Below are 18,613 nucleotides of genomic sequence, written 5' to 3'. Positions count from 1 at the left end.
TAAAAACTGTAAAAGCAAAAACGGTCTTTCAAAACGCGTTTGATTTTACGCTTTCTAGCCAATTTATGAACAGTAATTTGGGCAGCCAGTTAAGGCTGCCCAAGCCATATTTACATCAGAGCAGGGATGCCGAACTGATCTTCCAGCATACCAACCGCGAGCATAGCAACCAGACAGATAACCAATACTGAACCTGGAATCACGATACGGTCTACGAAAGACAGTTTTTTCGCGCGCGCTTTGTCACCAATGAGACCATTGTTGTCGAGCAGCATTGCAAGTGCCCAAGCCAGTACTGGGTTAGCAACCATTGATGCGAAGATACAGATACCTGCTGATTGCGAATCCTTCGTTTCACGAACCATCTGAACACCCGCTTCAAGCAGCGGCAGGAATACACCTACCAGCAGTGCGATACGCATTACCGGTGGCCATACTGCTACGTCCATTGGGAAGCCAAGGATAGCGATGAACATCACCAAACAGCCCAGCAGAATCGCACCAGCAGGAATTGGACGCTTCGCAATTGCTGCAGGGATCATGTAAGTACCCCAAGAAGACGTGATGTTACCGCCACCTACGGCAGTACCAACCATCTGGCGGATAGAACACATAGTCATTGTGTCATCCACGTCCATCAGCACTTTTTCGGTTTTCTTCGGATAGTTCAACTCTTGGAAAATACGGTGGCCAAGGAAATCAGGAGACCACATAGCTACAGCAAGAATCGCAAATGGCAGAGAGGCGATGAAGTGCTGCAGATTCGGCAGGCCCAGCATCCAACCTTGCTCTGTGCTACCCCACCAGTAAACAGGGTTAAGGTTAGGCAGACCCATTTCAGTGGTGAAAGTCAGATCGAAGCCAGCGCCCAGCGCCAGTGCTGCAATCAGACCAGTGAATGCACAGGCAGGGATTGCCAACCAGCGTTTACCGATGCGCGCAAGCATAGCGTAAAGCACCACGTTCACAGCCAGAACCACAAGGCCAACATAACCCATGCTGCCTTTTGCGACGGTTGCAGACTCAAGGCCTTTTGCCCAAGTTTGGATGTCTGCGATTTGGCTCATTGCACCGGTGAAACCGAGGAAAATAAGAAGACCGCCGGCAACCCCTTCACTGGTGAGGTTCACTAGTTTGGAGCCCCCTTTGAAGTAACTCAGCATCAAGCCGAACATACCCAGCAGCAATGCAAGCGCAAGAGGGTGAGCACCAGCCAGCGCAATGGTACCGATCAGCGGGATCATTGGGCCGTGGTTACCGGCAAGGTTAGCGCGAGGGTTGATAAAGCCAGAGGCAAGCACACAGAACAGCAGGGCTGGGATAAGCATCTCTACACGTGCTACTTCGATTGCGAACTCTTTACCCAGATTGATGTGATCCCAAGCTTGGGTCAGGCCATCAGCCCAGGACATCATGACTGCTGAGTACATCGCGATAATGCCGATGGTACCCGCCAGTGCAGGAACGAGGTCTTCGAGTTCGAAACGGAAATCGCGGCCAGGAAGGTTTAGCTTCCAGCGGCGCGGGTTCATGATTTGAAGTTCGTGGTCCAGGTAATCTGAACGGGTCGCGAACTCTGAGGCAGGTCGGTGCTTAGCTTGATACTCGCTTTGCGCCTTATCGCCGATGCGCTCTGATGGAGCTTGAGTTGACATAAAGTCCTCTTCGTACAAAAGCAAACAGAACTGGTTTCGCTCCCCGCGGGTTTTAGCTTTTATTCCGCAATGAATGCGCTGCTGAGAGAGGTGAGGCCGGGAGCCAAAAATGCGTTACAAACATACTAACAAACCTCCCCTAAGCAAATTTGATCTAAATCATTTTCGTGAAAATAAATTACAGAATTTGAAAGTTGCTAGAAACGGAAAACGATATAAATGATAAAGATATTGCCGTTTTTACCGAATTTATTTTGATTTCTGAAATAAAATTACCAAAAGTGGTGCGGGAGATGTGCAACAAAAATGCACTAAATTGCAATGAAATGGAGGTGTTAATCGCTTTTTACGCATGGTGTACTTGAAGAAAAAGAAGAAGCCTGTGCCCGTTTCCCCGGTACAGACTTCTTCAGTGCAAGATCGCAAAACGTTATTACGCAGCGTTGGCTTTTGCTTGTTGGAGTTTTTCGTAGGAGGCCAGAAGTTTCTGATGCACTCCGAACGAGGTTAAATTTGCATTCTCAAGTTCAAGGCCATAGAAGCGGAGATCACCACAGATTGAACTCCAAACGGCTTCGGTGATGCTTTCGCCGTACACAAAACCAAATGCGCGACGGTATTCTGCGGCATCACGTGCTTCATCCTGAGCCAATTCGAGGCTTGCGATCAGGCAGCGCATAAACATGATGCGTTCCTGACTGTAGATGGTTGTATTGTATTCCAAGCTCCAGGTCGCTAAATCCTGTGCTGTTTCCATGTCACCCATCGCCAGCGCCAGTAAACATTTCAGTTCGCCAATGGTGAGTGATTTCCAAGCGGTACCTGTATCAGGTAGTACTCCCATCAATTCACACACCATGTAGCTTTCATCAAAGTCTGACATCTCCAGCACATCAAACAGAGACTCAACCGATTCATCACTGAAACCCGTTGCGAGCAGCATGGACATAGCATCACGTAGATCGGTACCGCGGTTGTTATTGCTAAGCTGTACTTCTTCAGGTGGGTATATTTCAGACCAGCCTAGCACAATCACACGACAACAGTTCACGCCAAGGTGGCTGTAATCGGCAATATACGCATCCGCATCTTCTGCATGAAGCTTACCGAGAAGCCAGGAGACTTCTCCTTCTGAAGTACCTTCGAAGTTCCACTCAGTGAATTCGTAATCCGGTGTGGACTTAAACATATCCCAAGAAACCGTGCCTGATGAGTCAATGAAGTGTGTTTCCAGGTTGTGGTGGTCAGCCACATCTTCATCATGGAAGGATGGTGCTTCGAAAACGTCCAAATCTTTCAGGCTGCGGCCTTGAAGGAGTTCGGTCACAGTGCGCTCGAAAGCCACCTGGAAGCGAGGGTGTGCTCCCCAAGAGGTAAAGCAAGTGCCATTGTTGGGGTTAAACAAAGTCACGCAAACAACCGGGTACTGACCGCCCATGGAGGCGTCATAAACCGTAATCGGGAAACCTTCTGCCTGCATGGCTTCAATAGAAGCCTCAATAGTAGGGAAGCGGGCAATAACTTCTGCAGGAATTTCCGGCATGCTGATGCGCTCAGCAATGATGCGGTTTTTAATGGCTCGCTCAAACACTTCAGACAGCGCCTGGCTGCGCGCTTCGGTCGCAGTATTACCCGCTGACATACCGTTAGAAACATAGAGGTTACCGACAATGTTCATTGGCACGTAAACGGTCTGCTGATCTTTCTGGCGGATAAACGGCAGCGCGCAGATCCCGCGCTCTTCATTGCCCGATTGAAGATCGACCAGATCGCTCGCCATCAGGGTTTCTTCCTGATCGTAGAATGCGCGCATGTCATTATCGAGCAGACCTTCTGGCAGCATGTCGTCATCAGTGAGGGGAAACCATTTCTCGTCCGGGTAATGAACGAATGGTGCTTGTGCGATCTCTTCACCCAGATAGAAATCCGCATAGAAATAGTTGCATGAAAGACGCTCGAAATACTCCCCGAGCGCAGAGGCCAGAGCGGCTTTCTTGCTGGCGCCTTTTCCGTTGGTAAAGTTCATTGGTGCATCTACATCACGGATGTGAACTGACCAGACATTCGGTACAGGGTTAAGCCAGGAAACAGGCTCAACGTTGAAACCGGCAGCTGTCAATTTAGCTTCAAAGTTGTTGATGGACTCTTCGAGCGCAGCGTCTTTACCAGGGATATAGGTTTTCATGGGATTCTCAGTATTTATAAGAAGGCGCGGAGTATATAGAGCCCGCTTGTAAGACGCCACGGTAGATATGTTGCGTCCCTGCAAAAAATAGACGTTTTTACAGGCGCAGTGTGTCTAATCTAAGTTATATTCGAGATATCAAATCGTTATTGGCTGAGGGATATGAAACTTTTTGGTGTTGGCGTATTGCTGTTTTGTGCAAGTTTACCGGCGTTTGCCAGTGATCCGGATTTTGCCCGTCACCTGAATCGTATCGAAACTCTGCTCTCTAATGATGAGGTCGATAAAGCAGCCGATCTGGCTAAGGCGATTGTTGCGGATAACGAGGAGCAGAATGCACTACATCAGCGGTTGCTCGGTTACATCTATCTGAATGAAGGTGACTACAACCGCGCGTATCTCGCCTACACCAAAGCGCTGGAATACCGAAAATTACCAGAAAGTTTAAGGCAAGACGTACTGGGCGCGCTGGTGTCGCTCTCAATGAAACGTGGCCGTCCGGAAGTTGCCATTCAATACGGTAAAACGTATCTGGCTGAGTTTCCTACCTTCCAGCCGGTTGAGCACCTTTATACCCGTGCGCTGTTCAGCGAAAAGAGATATGAAGAAGCGTTAAAACAGGCTAACGCTATTATTGCCCGTTATGGCAATGTGCCGGAGTTTATCTGGCAGATTAAGCTTTTAAGTGAAGAACAGCTACAACAGCATCGTGCGTTGATTAACACTACACGAGTGATTCAGGACAAGTATGGTCATGATGTTCGCTGGCAACGCAAAAAAGCAGCATCCTATGCCGCTTTGGGTGAAGTCCGAGCAGCGCTGAAAACCTTACAGGCTGAAGTCAAAGCTGGTGCTGAACTGACAGAGGCGGACTACCTCAATATGTCCCAGTATGCGAGTATGCTTGGGGATATCGATCAGGCCAAGCGCTTGTTGAACCAAGGCATCAGTTCAGAATCGGTTACGGTCAACCGCGAGGTACTGAAACGAAAGCTTCAGTACCATATTCAGGCTAAGGAATGGGCCGAAGCCTGGGAAGTGGTTTCTGTGCTGAACAAAGAGCCAGAGCTTTATTTGGTTAAAGCACAAACACGAATCGCTTCCCAACTACAGCGATGGGAAGATACAGCAAAGGTGGCACAACTCGGCATCGACATGGGTGGACATACAGACCCATTCTTATGGGAAATTCTTGGTTACAGCGCGATGAAAACCAATCAGCTGGAACTCGCACGTTCGGCCTACGAGCGCTTGAAGCTTCTTGATCCTAATAGTGATGCTGATGTGTGGCTTAAAACCCTGGATTTGATGGGTAAATAGTAACGCATATCCAATAAATAAAAGCCCGAGCGTTTTGAAGTGACCCCGTAAAGTTGGACATTTCTTTTTCTACTCAAGGCTCAACGGGTTCCAGTTCCAAAAGCTGGATCAGCCTTGGTCTCTCTGTGTGCCAAATCGGTGGAACATTTGGAGTGCCATCAATATGTTTTCTCCAGCCCTTATAGCGGGTCGTGGTGAATTCAACGGTTTCCAATTTGTAGTAAAGCGGCACGGTAACTTGCTGCTCAGCAACAAGAAGGTGCAGCTTTCTGATAACCTCGCGCTGCTTCCGAGGCTCGGTTTGAAGCAGGAAATCCGCCAATAACCCATCGATTTCATCGTCTTTGTAAAAGTGCTGCGCGAAGCGCGGAGAGGTCGGGGTTTGGTAGGCGCTGTTAAACGCTGAGTTAAAATACTTGAACGGTGTTAGGCCGGAAAAGTAATTGGTGATGCTAAGGTCATAGTCCGCTTCCGCCATCCGGGCTTCATACTCAGGGAAAGGCAAAACTTCCGTTTTTACACGAAGGCCCACTGCCGCAAACATCTCGGCAGCTACATTGGCGGCGGAGATAAAGTCACTCCAACCGCTAGGAGCGATAATCCGCAGTGTAAGTGGCTCGCCGGAGGGTAACTCGCGGAATCTGTCGCCATCAATATCTTCTAAACCCAGCTCATCAAGCAGGCGTGAAGCAGCCTTAGGATGAAAGCGAATGTAGTAAAGATGCTGCTCTGCGGCCGAATTTGGCACCCAGTCCTCAAATTTTGACTCCATACCACTGGCAAAAGCCGCTTTTTCACCTTGCCCAAAAACTGCCACATTGGTGAAAAGATCTCGGGCAAGGCTCATTGAGACAGCACGTCGGAAACGTACGTCCTGAATAACTTTGCGCATTTCGTCATTCGGATGTTTGAAGTTAAACATGAGGCTGACGATGGTGGAGGGTTTGTGGTGATAATGGTAATCACGCGAATAGGATGCGTAGTTACGTTCAATATCTGGAATAAAGGCGCTCGCCCAGTCAAATTCTCCGTTACTGAGACGGCTGATAAGCTCATCGTTACTTTTGACTTGGGGATAGCGAATACAGTCAACCTTGAGCTTATCCTGTTGCCAGTAATAAGGGTTACGGCATTGAACGATGTTGTTGCTGCTAAAGGCTTTAATGTCAGTAAAAGGGCCAGTGCCGACTGGCTGGGCATTAAGGTAAAAACGCTTGTCAGAGATGTCTTCCCACTGGTGCTTAGGAACAATGATGGCGTCTTGCAAACGGTGGGCAATTTGGGCATTCGGACGGCTTAACGAGACGTATACCTCATTTTCATTACGTTTTTCTATGCGCTCAATCCACTCACCGAGTGAATTGTAATCCAGTTTGGGTTCATTCTTGAGTAGCGTGAGACTGTACACCACATCGTCGGCACTGAATGGCGTACCGTCAGACCACTTAATGTCATCCCGCAGGGTAAGAACAATGCCTTTCAGATCGGGGGATAAGGTGTAGCTTTCGGCTAGACGGAAATGTGCGACGCCCTCCTCAAAAACCAACAGGGGCTCGAAGATGAAGTCTCTCGTCGTCGCCAGTGTATCGGCGCGGAAAGGGTTGTAGTTTCTGACAAAGCCGTTCGACAGCTCGGGAATTATTGTAAGTGTATTGATCGTGGCTGAGCTGGCGAAAGAGATGAGCGCGAAACACAAAGTCAGCAAGCGTGGCAACATAGCTCTCTCAATATTGATCTACAAGCAAATTTTTATCGAAATACACCCTACACTAACCACTTAAAACCATCAATCGATTCAACTCTTGATAAAGCACTCATTGTGTTTAATTATGCATTGAAAATGACTTATTTTTTATTCACTTAAAGGTTAACAAATTGTTGCTGTTGAAACTGATGGATGTTATTTTCAGATAAACGAGCCTCAGTAGTGAAATGTGTTGTGGCACGGCAGAAAATGACAATTTACGCCATAGTTACTCTGAACTCGTACCACTAAGCCATATAAAAAAGAGTGCCCACACAAATTTGGAATGAGGTTGGCACTCAAATTAAGCTCGGCGTGCAAACAGAAAGACAGGAGTCAAGCGCATGACGGAAGCAGTAGCGCTGCAAGTCAAAGACCTTCACAAGACCTTTGGTCAACACGAAGTATTAAAAGGTATCTCACTGGACGCACACCGTGGCGATGTCATCTCTATTATCGGATCTTCCGGTTCAGGTAAAAGTACCTTCCTTCGTTGTATCAATTTGCTGGAAACCCCAACCGCGGGCGAGATTTGGGTTAATGGCGAACTGATCGAAATGAAGAACGGCCGTCATGGCGAAGCCGTCCCCGTCAGTGAGAGACAGGTTCAACGTATTCGTTCGCGTTTAGCCATGGTGTTTCAGGGTTTCAACCTTTGGTCCCACATGACTGTTCTTGAAAACGTCATTGAAGCACCTATTCATGTTCTTGGTGTACCAAAAGCGGAAGCGATGGAGCGGGCAGAAGCCTTCTTACAACGTGTTGGTCTGTGGGAACGTCGCGATTACTACCCAGGACACCTTTCAGGCGGTCAACAACAGCGTGCAGCGATTGCGCGCGCGCTGGCAGTAGAGCCAGAAGTGCTGCTGTTTGACGAACCGACCTCGGCGCTCGACCCGGAATTGGTGGGCGAAGTCCTCAATGTCATGAAAATTCTCGCTGAAGAAGGTCGTACCATGCTGGTCGTGACTCACGAAATGGCTTTCGCACGTGACGTTTCCAACCATGTGATGTTCTTACACCAAGGTTTAGTGGAAGAGCAGGGCGACCCAGCTAAGCTATTTACTAATCCTGAGTCGGAGCGATTACAACAGTTTATCTCTTCGATTTACTGAGCAATTTTTTAATACGAAAGCCCCAACGCGTTAAAACGCACAAGGCAGATGGCAAAGGAGTTACGCCATCTGGACAATATTTCCATAAGGAGACAGAAAGATGAAAAAATGGTTAGTTGCTGCTGCTGTTACGGCTGCACTGGGCGCGACAGCGGTTCAGGCAAAAGACTGGAAAGACGTACGCATCGCTGTGGATGTGCCTTATGAACCATTCGAATACAAAGCACCAGACGGCACGCTGACTGGTTTCGAAGTGGATCTGGGTAACGCTGTATGTGAAAACGCGAAACTGAACTGTAGTTGGGTTATCCAAGCATGGGACGGCATCATTCCAGGTCTGCAAGCACGTAAGTACGACGTAATTTTCTCGTCAATGTCGATCACTGAAGAGCGTGCCAAGCAGGTATTGTTCTCAGAACCATACTACAACACCCCAAGTGGCTTCTTTGCGCCAAAAGGTTCAGGTCTGAACCCAGCAGATGTAGCATCACTAAAAGGTAAACGTATTGGCGTTCAGCGCGGTACCATCCAAGACAACTACGCGACTGATACTTTCGGCAAAGTAGCCGAAGTGAAGCGTTACACCACAGGTGATGATCTGGTTCTGGATCTGCAAGGTGGTCGTCTGGATATCGTTCTTATCGACTTCCCAGTAGGTGAATCTTCAATCCTGGGCGGTAAAGACGGCGACAACTTCGAAGCAGTGGGTGACAACGTTCAACTGGGTAACGGTGTAGCAGCAGCATTCCGTAAGCGTGACAAAGACCTGGCAGCGATCTTTAACGAGTCTCTGTCTCAGGTGAAAGCAAACGGTACGTATGACGAGATTCGTAAGAAGTACTTTGCCTACGATATCAAAATGTAAATCTGCTTCTTAGTTGGAGCGATAGCTGCGTTGCTTGCGCGCGCTCACCCCAATCACATAGGAAACCTATGCTCATGGGGATTCACGTGCTCGGCGCCTTGCTCTAGCTCCAACTACGTTGCAGATTGGATTGCTGGGCATAGTTGGTACTGACTTGATACAGCACAATCTATTTACAGCAATCTATAGTTGGAAAAATACTCACCAACTACTTTGCAGGAACTCTGCTAAGCCTAAATGGCAACACATGGCAGAGTCATCAGCCCTCTGATTTTGGGGGCTGATAAAGCTCTAGGGGGAGCGGGATTCGCTCCCTTTTGACTGATAAGCGAAAACTGAATACAAGATCCATAAAGCGGTAGTTTCGCTATCGGTTTATTCGTGCAGGAGGAAAGGATGTTAGATCTGCATGGTTATGGCCCTTCCATTTTCATGGGCGCAATATTAACCGTCGAATTGGCGGTGCTTTCTGCTGTGATTGCGGTGTTACTGGGATTGGTAACCGCATTGGCGCGACTTTCTAAGAACCGTTTTGCCCGAGGTGTGGCAACGGTTTATTCCACCGTGGTTCGGGGTGTACCCGATCTGGTGTTGATGCTGCTGATTTTCTTCGGCGCTCAAATCATGATGAACAACTTCTCTGACTGGCTTTACGAAAAGTATGAAATTGATATGTTCATCAACATCAATGAGTTTACTGCCGGTGTTTCGACGATTGGCTTTATCTTCGGTGCTTACATGGCTGAAACCTTCCGCGGTGCATTTCTGGCGGTTGACCGTGGTCAGTTGGAAGCAGGGACTGCGTATGGCATGAGCCCCTGGATGATCTTCCGTCGCATCATGTTCCCACAAATGATGCGCCATGCGCTTCCGGGGATTGGTAACAACTGGCTGGTGCTGGTGAAGACAACAGCACTGGTTTCAGTGATTGGTTTAGCGGACATGACGCGCCTTGCCAAAGAAGCCGCTGGTGCGGTTAACGAACCGTTCAAGTTCTTTATTCCGGTCGCAATGGTCTACCTGCTGATCACCTCTATCTCTGAGCTTGGACTCAAGCGTTTGGAGCGTAAGTTCAGTGCTGGTGTAGTAAGAGGCTAAGGAGACACGGAATGTTAGAATCAATTTATGCTTACCTCGACCAAAACGATATCTTCACGTCGACCACCATTCTCCACTATTGGAGTGGTCTGACAGTGACAGTCCAATTGGTATTTCTGTCTCTGGTACTGGGTCTTATTCTGTCGGTACCACTGGCGGTAGCGAGAACTTCAAAGAACCCTTGGATTAATCGTCCGGTTTGGATTTACGTTTACATCTTCCGTGGCACGCCGCTGCTTATCCAGCTTTACCTGATTTATTACGGTGTAGCGACCATTGAAGGTATTCAACAAAGTATGTTCTGGGCCGTTGTTGAAGATGCTTTCTATCCATGTCTGTTTGCTTTTGTGTTGAACACGGCCGCATACACAACGGAAATCCTCCGTGGTGCCATGGTGGCAACACCTGCAGGTGAAATCGAAGCAGGCAAGGCTTACGGCATGTCGCGCTTTACGATTCTGCGCCGCATCATCTTGCCATCTTCATTCCGTCGCGCACTGCCAGCGTACAGCAACGAAGTTATCTTCATGCTGCATGCAAGCTCGATTGCGTCGGTCGTGACCATCATCGACCTTACAGGCGCAGCAAGGGACATCTATGCACGCTTTTACGCGCCATTTGATGCCTTCCTGTTTGTGGCGGCTATCTACCTGTGTCTGACCTTCGCCATTGTTTATGGCTTTAAACGCCTAGAGCACCGCTGGCACAGACATTTGAGACCGTTGGAGTCTTAAGAGTAGGTCCTAGGAAATAGAAAGGCCCTAGGTCCTGGGAAAAGAAAGGTCCTAGGAAGAGCTAGATACAAAAAACCGCCAGTGAATGGCGGTTTTTCTTTTTGGGCTTTGGCTTTTCCCTAGGACCTAGGTCCTTCTCTTCCTAGGCCCTGATCTACCTAAACTCCGCCCAGATCGGCGCGTGGTCGGAAGGTTTCTCGATACCACGCAGCTCGTAATCGATACCCGTATCCGTGCAGTCTGCCGCCAGTGAAGGGGTGGCCAGAATCACATCGATACGCAGGCCACGGTTGTCGTCAAAACCGCGGGAGCGGTAATCGAACCACGAGAACTTGTCGTGGACATCTGGGAACTGCTGGCGGAAGGTGTCTATAAAGCCCCAATTCATCAACGCTGCCAGCATTTCACGTTCTTCGGGCTGGAAAGAACACTTACCGGTTTTTAGCCAGCGCTTACGGTTCACTTCACCAATACCGATGTCCAAATCAATCGGGCTGATGTTGATGTCACCCATAACAATCAGTTTCTCGTCATTGCTGTGTGAGGTATTGAGATAGGTCATTAGATCTTTGTAGAACTTGCGCTTGGCAGGGTACTTGGTTTCGTGGGCGATGTTTTCACCCTGAGGAAAGTAACCGTTCAACACTGTCACTTCACTGCCATCGTCATTTTTGAACGTTGCCATGATCATACGGCGCTGTGCATCTTCCTCGTCGGTCGGAAAGCCTTTTTGTACTTTCAGTGGCTCTTGCTTACAGAGCATTGCAACCCCGTAATGCGCCTTTTGACCATGGAAATAGACTTTGTAGCCCATCGCTTCGACGTCTTCGACAGGAAAGGCTTCATCATGAACCTTGATTTCCTGCAGACCGATAACGTCTGGCTGGTGCTTTTCAATCAGCGCCTGAAGTTGGTGAAGGCGGGCGCGCAATCCATTGATATTAAAAGAAATGACTTTCATGCTGATTTACTTCTCTTTGTCTGAAGTCTGTTGAGTGCTGATCAGTTTATCTGAAATTACAACCGCTCGCAGAATATTAGTGTCTTATTAACGATGCAATTTCGTCCCATTTGTAAAGCGATATCTACTTATTGCAACTATGATTGTAAAGAAAAGAATCTTCGGACACTCAAGGTGTTATCGGTTTTTGAGCGAAGGGAGCGCAAATGATGAACACAGTTTCATTGGTGAAAGTGTCGGTGGCTTCACTGACAATGACTTTGGTGGCTGGGTGCAGTGAGTACGGCGATTTCACACAAGAACAAATCTGTCGGGCGAGTTTGGCTGCTATCAAAGGGAAAAGTCCTTCTATCATGATGGTTGATAAAAAGGTCGTAGAGCCAGAGACAGAAAAGGATGTTTTTCATATCTCCTACAAGCGGCCAGATGATGGCAAGAAATGGCATTATCGCTGCAAAATCGACAAAACACGTGCTGTTTGGGCGCAAGGAAAAGACGGCCGTTGGCGAGATCAGGCGCAGGATCCCACTATTAGGTTCAAGATCGAGGGTGAAGATATCCTGATCAATGAGACCTTCCCTGATGGTAGTACTGCCTTGGATATTAGCTTCAGTATTTACATGCTCGGCGGCAAATCCTAATCTCTCCCCCTGATCCCGGTAGCAGTCCCGCCGGGGTCATTTTACTATTGTTCCAAATTTTCGAATGACTCTGACGAAACCCTCCTGCCGACATCTCCTTATCCTTCTCATATACTCTTCTCAACAACATAAGGAGATTGGATATGGGCAAATTAGTGGAAGGTGTTTGGCATGACGTCTGGTATGACACCAAATCATCTGGTGGTAAATTCGTGCGAGAGGATGCAGGTTTCCGCTCTTGGGTGACGGCAACCGGTGAAGCGGGTCCATCGGGAGAGAGCGGTTTTAAGGCTGAATCTGGTCGCTATCATCTGTACGTATCGCTTGCTTGCCCATGGGCTCACCGCACGCTGATTTTTCGTAAACTGAAAGGCCTTGAAGAGCACATTACCGTATCTGTGGTGAGTCCTGACATGATGGAGAAAGGCTGGCAGTTTGATGAGCCTGAGTCACTCTATGGCTTTAACTATGTGCATCAGCTTTACACCAAGGCGAAGTCTGATTACACCGGGCGCGTTACCGTGCCTGTGCTGTGGGACAAGAAAACTGAAACCATTGTCAGCAATGAGTCGTCTGAAATCATCCGCATGCTCAACACTGCATTCAACGAAGTAACAGGTAACACGGAAGATTTTTACCCAGAAACGCTGCGTAGTGTGATTGATGAGTGGAACGATTATGTTTACCCAAACATCAATAACGGCGTGTACCGCTGTGGTTTTGCCACCACGCAAGAAGCTTATGAAGAAGCGTTCGACAATCTTTTTGCTGCATTGGACAAAGTGGATGCGCATTTGGCGAACAACCGTTACCTGGCAGGCGATCAAATTACAGAGGCTGACTGGCGCGCCTTTACCACGCTGGTGCGTTTTGACCCGGTATACGTGGGACATTTCAAATGTAACCGTCAGCAGATAGCCCAATATGAGCACATCTTCGGTTATCTGAAAGAGTTATATCAGGTTGCGGGTGTGGCCGAGACGGTCGATATGCCATACATCAAGCGTCACTATTACTACAGCCACGCCAACATCAACCCAACTCGTGTTGTGCCAAAAGGGCCAGTGCAGGATTTGACCACGCCACATGGTCGTGAAAGCGTGTAGTTTGCAGGAAAGCAAAAAGCCAGCTCAATGAGCTGGCTTTTTTAATGATGGTGGTGGGAGAAGGATTCGAACCTTCGAAGGCGGAGCCGTCAGATTTACAGTCTGATCCCTTTGGCCACTCGGGAATCCCACCACGAGTTATTCTAGTTGTATGCTGCACTGCGGAAATCTAACGAACATCGCGGAGAAGCTGAAAGATGGTGGTGGGAGAAGGATTCGAACCTTCGAAGGCGGAGCCGTCAGATTTACAGTCTGATCCCTTTGGCCACTCGGGAATCCCACCACGAGTTATTCTGATTGTATGCTGAACCGCGGAAATCAAATGAACATCGCGGAGAAGCTGAAAGATGGTGGTGGGAGAAGGATTCGAACCTTCGAAGGCGGAGCCGTCAGATTTACAGTCTGATCCCTTTGGCCACTCGGGAATCCCACCACGAGTTATTCTAGTTGTATGCTGCACCGCGGAAATCAAACGAACATCGCAATGAAGCTGAAAGATGGTGGTGGGAGAAGGATTCGAACCTTCGAAGGCGGAGCCGTCAGATTTACAGTCTGATCCCTTTGGCCACTCGGGAATCCCACCACGCTGTGCGGGGCGAATATTATCAAACGAAGCATGTCTGTAAAGCACTTTTCTCGAAAATGCCGCGCGTTTGCTGGTTTTTTCGGCGTTGAAACAGTTGATTGACAGGAAACAGGGAATTTTACCGCGTTTTGGGAATCCAACCGGGGTTTTATTGGGTACTCAGATGGAATTCAGAGTGCCTCTTTCCGCCAACTGCTTGCAGGCAAATCTTTTACTGGATTTACATTTCTTTACCGCACGCAGGATAGGCATAGAGTAGACTATCGCGAGTTGTTATTTACGGTTAATAAAATGAAAAATAAAGTCCTTTTCGCTGCCGTTTTGTTGCTTGGCTCCGCCGGATATTTTGCCTGGCAGGGTAAAACCGAAGCCGCAGACAAACCTTCAGCGCGTCCTGCAAGACCCGCTATTGCAGTCGCTACTGCCCAAGTTGAATCGCGCCCGGTTGCGCGAAGCCTCTCTTTGATTGGTAACCTCAAGTCCGAAAACTCTGTGGTGATTGCCCCTGAAGTGGCAGGCAAGATTGAAGCGGTTTACGTGAAAGCTGGCCAACAGGTGAAGGAAGGCGACCCGCTGCTGACGCTGGATACGGCCAAATCAGAAGCCGCAGTGGCCGAGGCGCTGGCATTCCACAAAGATGAACTGCGTAAGCTGAGGGAGTTCTCCAAACTGCACAAGCGCGGCGCGCTGACCAAAACAGAACTCGATGCCCAGCAAGCAAGTGTGGACGTTGCTAAAGCGCGTTTGGATGCTGCTAAAGCCGATCTGGATGATCGTTTCATCAAAGCGCCGTTCAATGGCACCGTCGGTCTGGTGGATATCACCCGCGGCCAACTGGTGTCCGTGGGCGAATCACTACTGCACCTCGACGATCTTTCCCAAATGCAATTAGACGTGAATGTGCCTGAACAATACCTGTCTGAGCTCAGCAAAGACATCGAAGTCGTCGCCAATTCCAAAGCATGGCGCGGCAAGACATTTGAAGGTCAGCTCACAGCCGTTGACTCACGCGTGAACAATGACTCCCTGAACCTGCGTGCGCGCATCGTCATTAAGAACGACGAACGTCTGTTGCGCCCGGGTATGATGATGGAAGCGACCATGGGTTTTGCACCTATGGTGAGCGCGGTGATCCCTGTACAGGCTATTGAGTACTCGGGCACCAAACGCTTTGTGTATTTGGTGGATGAAAAAGGCGTTGCTCACCGTACTGAGGTGAAACTGGGTGCGCGTATCGACAACTTGGTCACAATAGAAAGCGGTTTAGACATTGGCGATCGCATCGTGGTGCAAGGTCTGGTCAGTATGCGTGACGGCACCAAGGTCAACGATCTGACGGCGAAGGGTGAGGGCAAGTAAATGTGGCTCTCAGATGTTTCGGTTAAGCGACCCGTTGTCGCGATTGTTCTGAGCCTGCTGCTCCTTGTTTTCGGTATCGTTTCCTTCAGCAAGCTGGCAGTGCGTGAGTATCCGGATATTGATAGCCCGGTTGTGTCGGTAATGACCCGCTATGCAGGCGCATCAGCCAGCATCATGGAAAGCCAGATCACTCAGGTTCTGGAAGACGAGCTTTCCGGCATCAGCGGCATTGAGGAAATTACCTCTGTCAGCCGAAACGGTATGTCGCGTATTTCCGTTGAGTTCAATATTGACTGGAACCTGACCGAAGGAGTCAGTGATGTGCGTGACGCGGTCGCTCGTGCACAGCGTCGTCTGCCTGATGAAGCCGACGAGCCGATTGTATCCAAGTCCAATGGCTCCGGTGAAGCCTCCATTTATATCAACCTTGCCTCGTCGGAAATGGACCGTACTCAGCTCACCGAATACGCGCAGCGTGTGCTGGAAGATAAATTCAGCCTGCTGACGGGCGTGAGCTCGGTGGAGCTTTACGGTGCTCTCTACAAAGTGATGTATGTGCGTCTCGATCCGGTGCTGATGGCAGGTCGTGGTGTCACAACCTCAGATATTACCTCGGCACTTCGCCGCGAAAACCTCGAAAGTCCGGGCGGTGAGATCCGTAACGATGTCACCAAGATGACAGTGCGTACCGAGCGGATGTACCAGACACCAGAAGATTTCGATTATCTGGTCGTTCGCACTGCGAGCGATGGTAGCCCGATTTACCTGAAAGACGTCGCTGATGTTTATATCGGCTCCCAGAACGAAAACGCAACCTACAAAAACAACGGCGTGAACAACCTCAGCCTCGGCATTGTGCCGCAGTCTGATGCCAATCCATTGAACGTAGCCATTGCCGTTCGTGAACTGGTGGATGAGTTCCAGCCCTTCCTGCCAGAAGGGGCGAAGCTTTGGGTAGACTATGATTCCACCGTGTTTATCGAACGTTCGATTGATGAGGTATACAGCACCCTGTTTGTCACTGGCGCGCTGGTGGTTCTGGTGCTCTACATCTTTATCGGTCAGGCGAGGGCGACACTGATCCCGGCAGTAACGGTTCCGGTTTCCCTGATTTCTGCTTTTATTGCCGCTTACTTCTTTGGCTTCTCAATCAACCTGTTGACCTTGATGGCGCTGATTTTGGCGATCGGTCTGGTGGTCGATGACGCGATTGTGGTCGTGGAGAACATGTTCCACCACATCGAGAAGGGCGAAACCCCGCTGGTAGCAGCATTTAAAGGGACCCGCGAAGTTGGCTTTGCCGTGGTGGCGACCACTGCTGTTCTGGTGATGGTATTCCTGCCGATTTCCTTTATGGAAGGCATGGTCGGCAAGCTGTTTACCGAGTTCTCGGTGCTGCTGGCGATGTCGGTGATTTTCTCGTCAATCGTGGCACTGACGCTCACTCCAGTACTAGGCAGCAAAATTCTCAAGGCCAACGTCAAACGTGGCGCGTTCAACCGCATGGTCGACAACTTCTTTGAGAAGTTCGAGAACGGCTATCGCGCTGCGGTCACTGTGGCGGTGAAAGCCCGCTTTGTTGCGCCACTGATTATCCTCGCCTGTATCGGCGGCAGTGCTTATTTAATGAAAAACTTGCCTGCGCAATTAGTGCCACAGGAAGACCGTGGCGTATTGATGGCCTTTGTAAAAGGCGCGGAAGGCACGGCGTACAACCGCATGGTTGGTAACATGGAGGAAGTTGAACGTCGCTTGATGCCATTGGTAGAAAAAGGCCTTTTGACTTCTATCAGTATGCAGGCGCCAGCGTTTGGCGGAATGGCTGGCGACCAGACAGGTTTCGTGATTATGCAGCTCGAAGACTGGGATAACCGTGACCAGACTGCAGCACAAGCGCTGGGAGAAGTGAGAAAAGCGCTGGGCGGTATCCCTGATATTTTCGTACGCGCCTTTATGCCCGGTTTCCGGGGTGGTTCGAGCGAGCCTGTTCAGTTCATTCTGGGTGGCCCTGACTATCAGGAATTGAACAAGTGGGCGCAAGTGCTGCTGGATGAAGCCAAAGCAAGCCCTATTCTTCAGGGCGCGGATCTGGATTACGCGGAAACCACGCCAGAGCTGGTAGTCAGCATTGATCGCAAGCGTGCGGCTGAACTGGGCATCAGTGCAGATGAAGTCTCTAACACCATGGAAATCATGCTGGGTGGTAAGAGTGAAACCACTTTTGTTGACCGTGGTGAAGAGTTCGACGTTTATCTACGTGGTGACGAAGCCCGCTTCAACAGCAAGGATGACATTAGCCAAATCTACATGCGCACCCGCAATGGCGATCTGGTTAGCCTTGATACCTTGGCAGACTTGGAAGAGGTGGCCTCTGCTCAAACGCTACGCCACTTCAATAAACAAAAGTCGATCACCTTAAAAGCCAACCTTGGCGATGGTTATACCCTAGGCAATGCGTTGGACTTTCTTGATGCAAGGGCTATTGAGTTGCTGCCAGCGGATATCACCATCAGTTATGCAGGTGAATCGGCAGAGTTTAAAGATAACCAAAGCAGCATTCTGATCGTATTCGGCTTGGCTCTGTTGGTGGCTTATCTGGTTCTGGCGGCGCAATTTGAAAGCTTTGTAAACCCGCTGGTGGTCATGCTGACAGTACCTATGGGGATCTTTGGCGGTTTTGTTGGCTTGTGGCTAACCAGTCAGGGGCTCAACATCTATTCGCAGATTGGCATGATCATGTTGATTGGTATGGTGACTAAAAACGGTATTCTTATCGTTGAATTTGCCAACCAGCTTCGTGACCGCGGCGAACCGTTTGAGAAAGCGATTATCGACGCTTCCGTGCGCCGTCTTCGCCCAATCATGATGACAGCGTTCACCACCATTATTGGTGCTATTCCGTTGATCATCTCGACTGGGGCAGGCTACGAAAGCCGTGTGGCGGTAGGTACGGTCATTTTTGCAGGTATGGCATTTGCAACCGCAGTTACTCTGTTCGTTATCCCAGCGATGTACCGTCTGCTGTCGGTGAAGACGCATTCGCCAGGTTATGTGGAAGCACAGCTCAACGCAGAGCTTGAGAAGTTCAAGCCACACCGCCCAGGCCATGGTGACTTTGAGCCGCACTGATGAATACAAGGAAGAGCAGGCCCTAGAATCCTAGGTCCGCTCTTTTGTTTTCGAGCATCCATTGGTATGTTTTACAACCATAGACCTCGAATAAATAACGAAGATAAAGGAAGCC

General features: G+C 49.4%; 13 protein-coding genes and 4 tRNA genes. 9 read left to right on the top strand and 8 right to left on the bottom strand.

The annotated features are described in order from the left end of the window. Positions 1 to 110: 110 nt before the first annotated feature. On the bottom strand, positions 111 to 1,655 hold the full coding sequence (locus tag K6Q96_RS12680; RefSeq protein WP_251876207.1) for a DUF3360 family protein: 1,545 nt from the start codon (positions 1,653 to 1,655) through the stop codon (positions 111 to 113). 433 nt (positions 1,656 to 2,088) lie between these two features. Next, a complete protein-coding gene (gene ycaO / locus K6Q96_RS12675) occupies positions 2,089 to 3,840 on the bottom strand; it encodes a 30S ribosomal protein S12 methylthiotransferase accessory factor YcaO (protein WP_251876206.1) in 1,752 nt (583 codons plus the stop codon). A gap of 162 nt (positions 3,841 to 4,002) precedes the next feature. On the opposite strand from ycaO, the gene K6Q96_RS12670 reads away from it, so the two are divergent. Further along, a complete protein-coding gene (locus tag K6Q96_RS12670) occupies positions 4,003 to 5,160 on the top strand; it encodes a tetratricopeptide repeat protein (protein WP_251876205.1) in 1,158 nt (385 codons plus the stop codon). A gap of 73 nt (positions 5,161 to 5,233) precedes the next feature. Here K6Q96_RS12670 and K6Q96_RS12665 read toward each other — a convergent pair whose 3' ends face one another. Beyond that, on the bottom strand, positions 5,234 to 6,877 hold the full coding sequence (locus tag K6Q96_RS12665; RefSeq protein ID WP_251876204.1) for an ABC transporter substrate-binding protein: 1,644 nt from the start codon (positions 6,875 to 6,877) through the stop codon (positions 5,234 to 5,236). A 371-nt stretch (positions 6,878 to 7,248) separates the two neighbouring features. Between K6Q96_RS12665 and K6Q96_RS12660 the strand changes: the two genes are divergently transcribed. The 4 genes from K6Q96_RS12660 (at position 7,249) to K6Q96_RS12645 (ending at position 10,716) form a co-directional block, all read left to right on the top strand. Then, complete coding sequence (locus K6Q96_RS12660) at positions 7,249 to 8,019, top strand: ABC transporter ATP-binding protein (RefSeq protein WP_251876202.1); 771 nt, start codon at positions 7,249 to 7,251, stop codon at positions 8,017 to 8,019. A gap of 100 nt (positions 8,020 to 8,119) precedes the next feature. Next, a complete protein-coding gene (locus tag K6Q96_RS12655) occupies positions 8,120 to 8,884 on the top strand; it encodes a transporter substrate-binding domain-containing protein (RefSeq protein ID WP_251876200.1) in 765 nt (254 codons plus the stop codon). Positions 8,885 to 9,280: 396 nt separating this feature from the next. Next, on the top strand, positions 9,281 to 9,982 hold the full coding sequence (locus K6Q96_RS12650) for an ABC transporter permease (protein WP_251876198.1): 702 nt from the start codon (positions 9,281 to 9,283) through the stop codon (positions 9,980 to 9,982). Between the two features lie 11 nt (positions 9,983 to 9,993). Beyond that, positions 9,994 to 10,716 (top strand): ABC transporter permease, encoded by a 723-nt coding sequence (locus tag K6Q96_RS12645; RefSeq protein WP_062660713.1) that lies wholly within the window; start codon positions 9,994 to 9,996, stop codon positions 10,714 to 10,716. A gap of 154 nt (positions 10,717 to 10,870) precedes the next feature. Here the strand turns inward: K6Q96_RS12645 and xthA are convergent, their stop codons facing one another. After that, complete coding sequence (gene xthA / locus K6Q96_RS12640) at positions 10,871 to 11,677, bottom strand: exodeoxyribonuclease III (RefSeq protein WP_251876196.1); 807 nt, start codon at positions 11,675 to 11,677, stop codon at positions 10,871 to 10,873. Between the two features lie 206 nt (positions 11,678 to 11,883). Between xthA and K6Q96_RS12635 the strand changes: the two genes are divergently transcribed. Next, on the top strand, positions 11,884 to 12,318 hold the full coding sequence (locus tag K6Q96_RS12635; protein WP_251876194.1) for a hypothetical protein: 435 nt from the start codon (positions 11,884 to 11,886) through the stop codon (positions 12,316 to 12,318). A 143-nt stretch (positions 12,319 to 12,461) separates the two neighbouring features. After that, positions 12,462 to 13,424: a glutathione S-transferase family protein gene (locus K6Q96_RS12630; protein ID WP_251876192.1), complete on the top strand. Its 963-nt coding sequence runs from the start codon at positions 12,462 to 12,464 to the stop codon at positions 13,422 to 13,424. Positions 13,425 to 13,472: 48 nt separating this feature from the next. Here K6Q96_RS12630 and K6Q96_RS12625 read toward each other — a convergent pair. The 4 genes from K6Q96_RS12625 to K6Q96_RS12610 all read right to left on the bottom strand — a co-directional run bounded on the left by K6Q96_RS12625 (position 13,473) and on the right by K6Q96_RS12610 (position 14,007). Then, a tRNA-Tyr gene (locus K6Q96_RS12625) sits at positions 13,473 to 13,557 on the bottom strand. Positions 13,558 to 13,622: 65 nt separating this feature from the next. Then, a tRNA-Tyr gene (locus K6Q96_RS12620) sits at positions 13,623 to 13,707 on the bottom strand. Between the two features lie 65 nt (positions 13,708 to 13,772). Beyond that, positions 13,773 to 13,857 (bottom strand) — tRNA-Tyr (locus tag K6Q96_RS12615). A gap of 65 nt (positions 13,858 to 13,922) precedes the next feature. Next, positions 13,923 to 14,007 (bottom strand) — tRNA-Tyr (locus tag K6Q96_RS12610). 294 nt (positions 14,008 to 14,301) lie between these two features. Here K6Q96_RS12610 and K6Q96_RS12605 point away from each other — a divergent pair. Together K6Q96_RS12605 and K6Q96_RS12600 are read left to right on the top strand one after the other, a co-directional pair. Next, positions 14,302 to 15,369 (top strand): efflux RND transporter periplasmic adaptor subunit, encoded by a 1,068-nt coding sequence (locus K6Q96_RS12605; protein ID WP_251876190.1) that lies wholly within the window; start codon positions 14,302 to 14,304, stop codon positions 15,367 to 15,369. Then, entirely contained in the window at positions 15,370 to 18,498 is a 3,129-nt protein-coding gene (locus K6Q96_RS12600) for a multidrug efflux RND transporter permease subunit (protein ID WP_251876188.1), read from the top strand. The last annotated feature ends 115 nt before the right edge of the window (positions 18,499 to 18,613 follow it).

The organism is Grimontia kaedaensis, from assembly GCF_023746615.1.
GTDB classification, from domain to species: Bacteria; Pseudomonadota; Gammaproteobacteria; order Enterobacterales; family Vibrionaceae; genus Enterovibrio; species Enterovibrio kaedaensis.
Note: the sequence above shows the minus strand (reverse complement) of the source record. Positions and strands in the feature narration are given on the sequence as shown.

Excerpts from the sequence above, each read along its gene's own strand:
- K6Q96_RS12680 (WP_251876207.1), bottom strand. The coding sequence starts at position 1,655 with ATGTCAACTCAAGCTCCATCAGAGCGCATCGGCGATAAGGCGCAAAGC.
- xthA (WP_251876196.1), bottom strand. The coding sequence starts at position 11,677 with ATGAAAGTCATTTCTTTTAATATCAATGGATTGCGCGCCCGCCTTCAC.
- K6Q96_RS12605 (WP_251876190.1), top strand. The coding sequence starts at position 14,302 with ATGAAAAATAAAGTCCTTTTCGCTGCCGTTTTGTTGCTTGGCTCCGCC.
- K6Q96_RS12635 (WP_251876194.1), top strand. The coding sequence starts at position 11,884 with ATGATGAACACAGTTTCATTGGTGAAAGTGTCGGTGGCTTCACTGACA.
- ycaO (WP_251876206.1), bottom strand. The coding sequence starts at position 3,840 with ATGAAAACCTATATCCCTGGTAAAGACGCTGCGCTCGAAGAGTCCATC.
- K6Q96_RS12665 (WP_251876204.1), bottom strand. The coding sequence starts at position 6,877 with ATGTTGCCACGCTTGCTGACTTTGTGTTTCGCGCTCATCTCTTTCGCC.
- K6Q96_RS12660 (WP_251876202.1), top strand. The coding sequence starts at position 7,249 with ATGACGGAAGCAGTAGCGCTGCAAGTCAAAGACCTTCACAAGACCTTT.
- K6Q96_RS12600 (WP_251876188.1), top strand. The coding sequence starts at position 15,370 with ATGTGGCTCTCAGATGTTTCGGTTAAGCGACCCGTTGTCGCGATTGTT.
- K6Q96_RS12655 (WP_251876200.1), top strand. The coding sequence starts at position 8,120 with ATGAAAAAATGGTTAGTTGCTGCTGCTGTTACGGCTGCACTGGGCGCG.
- K6Q96_RS12670 (WP_251876205.1), top strand. The coding sequence starts at position 4,003 with ATGAAACTTTTTGGTGTTGGCGTATTGCTGTTTTGTGCAAGTTTACCG.
- K6Q96_RS12630 (WP_251876192.1), top strand. The coding sequence starts at position 12,462 with ATGGGCAAATTAGTGGAAGGTGTTTGGCATGACGTCTGGTATGACACC.
- K6Q96_RS12645 (WP_062660713.1), top strand. The coding sequence starts at position 9,994 with ATGTTAGAATCAATTTATGCTTACCTCGACCAAAACGATATCTTCACG.
- K6Q96_RS12650 (WP_251876198.1), top strand. The coding sequence starts at position 9,281 with ATGTTAGATCTGCATGGTTATGGCCCTTCCATTTTCATGGGCGCAATA.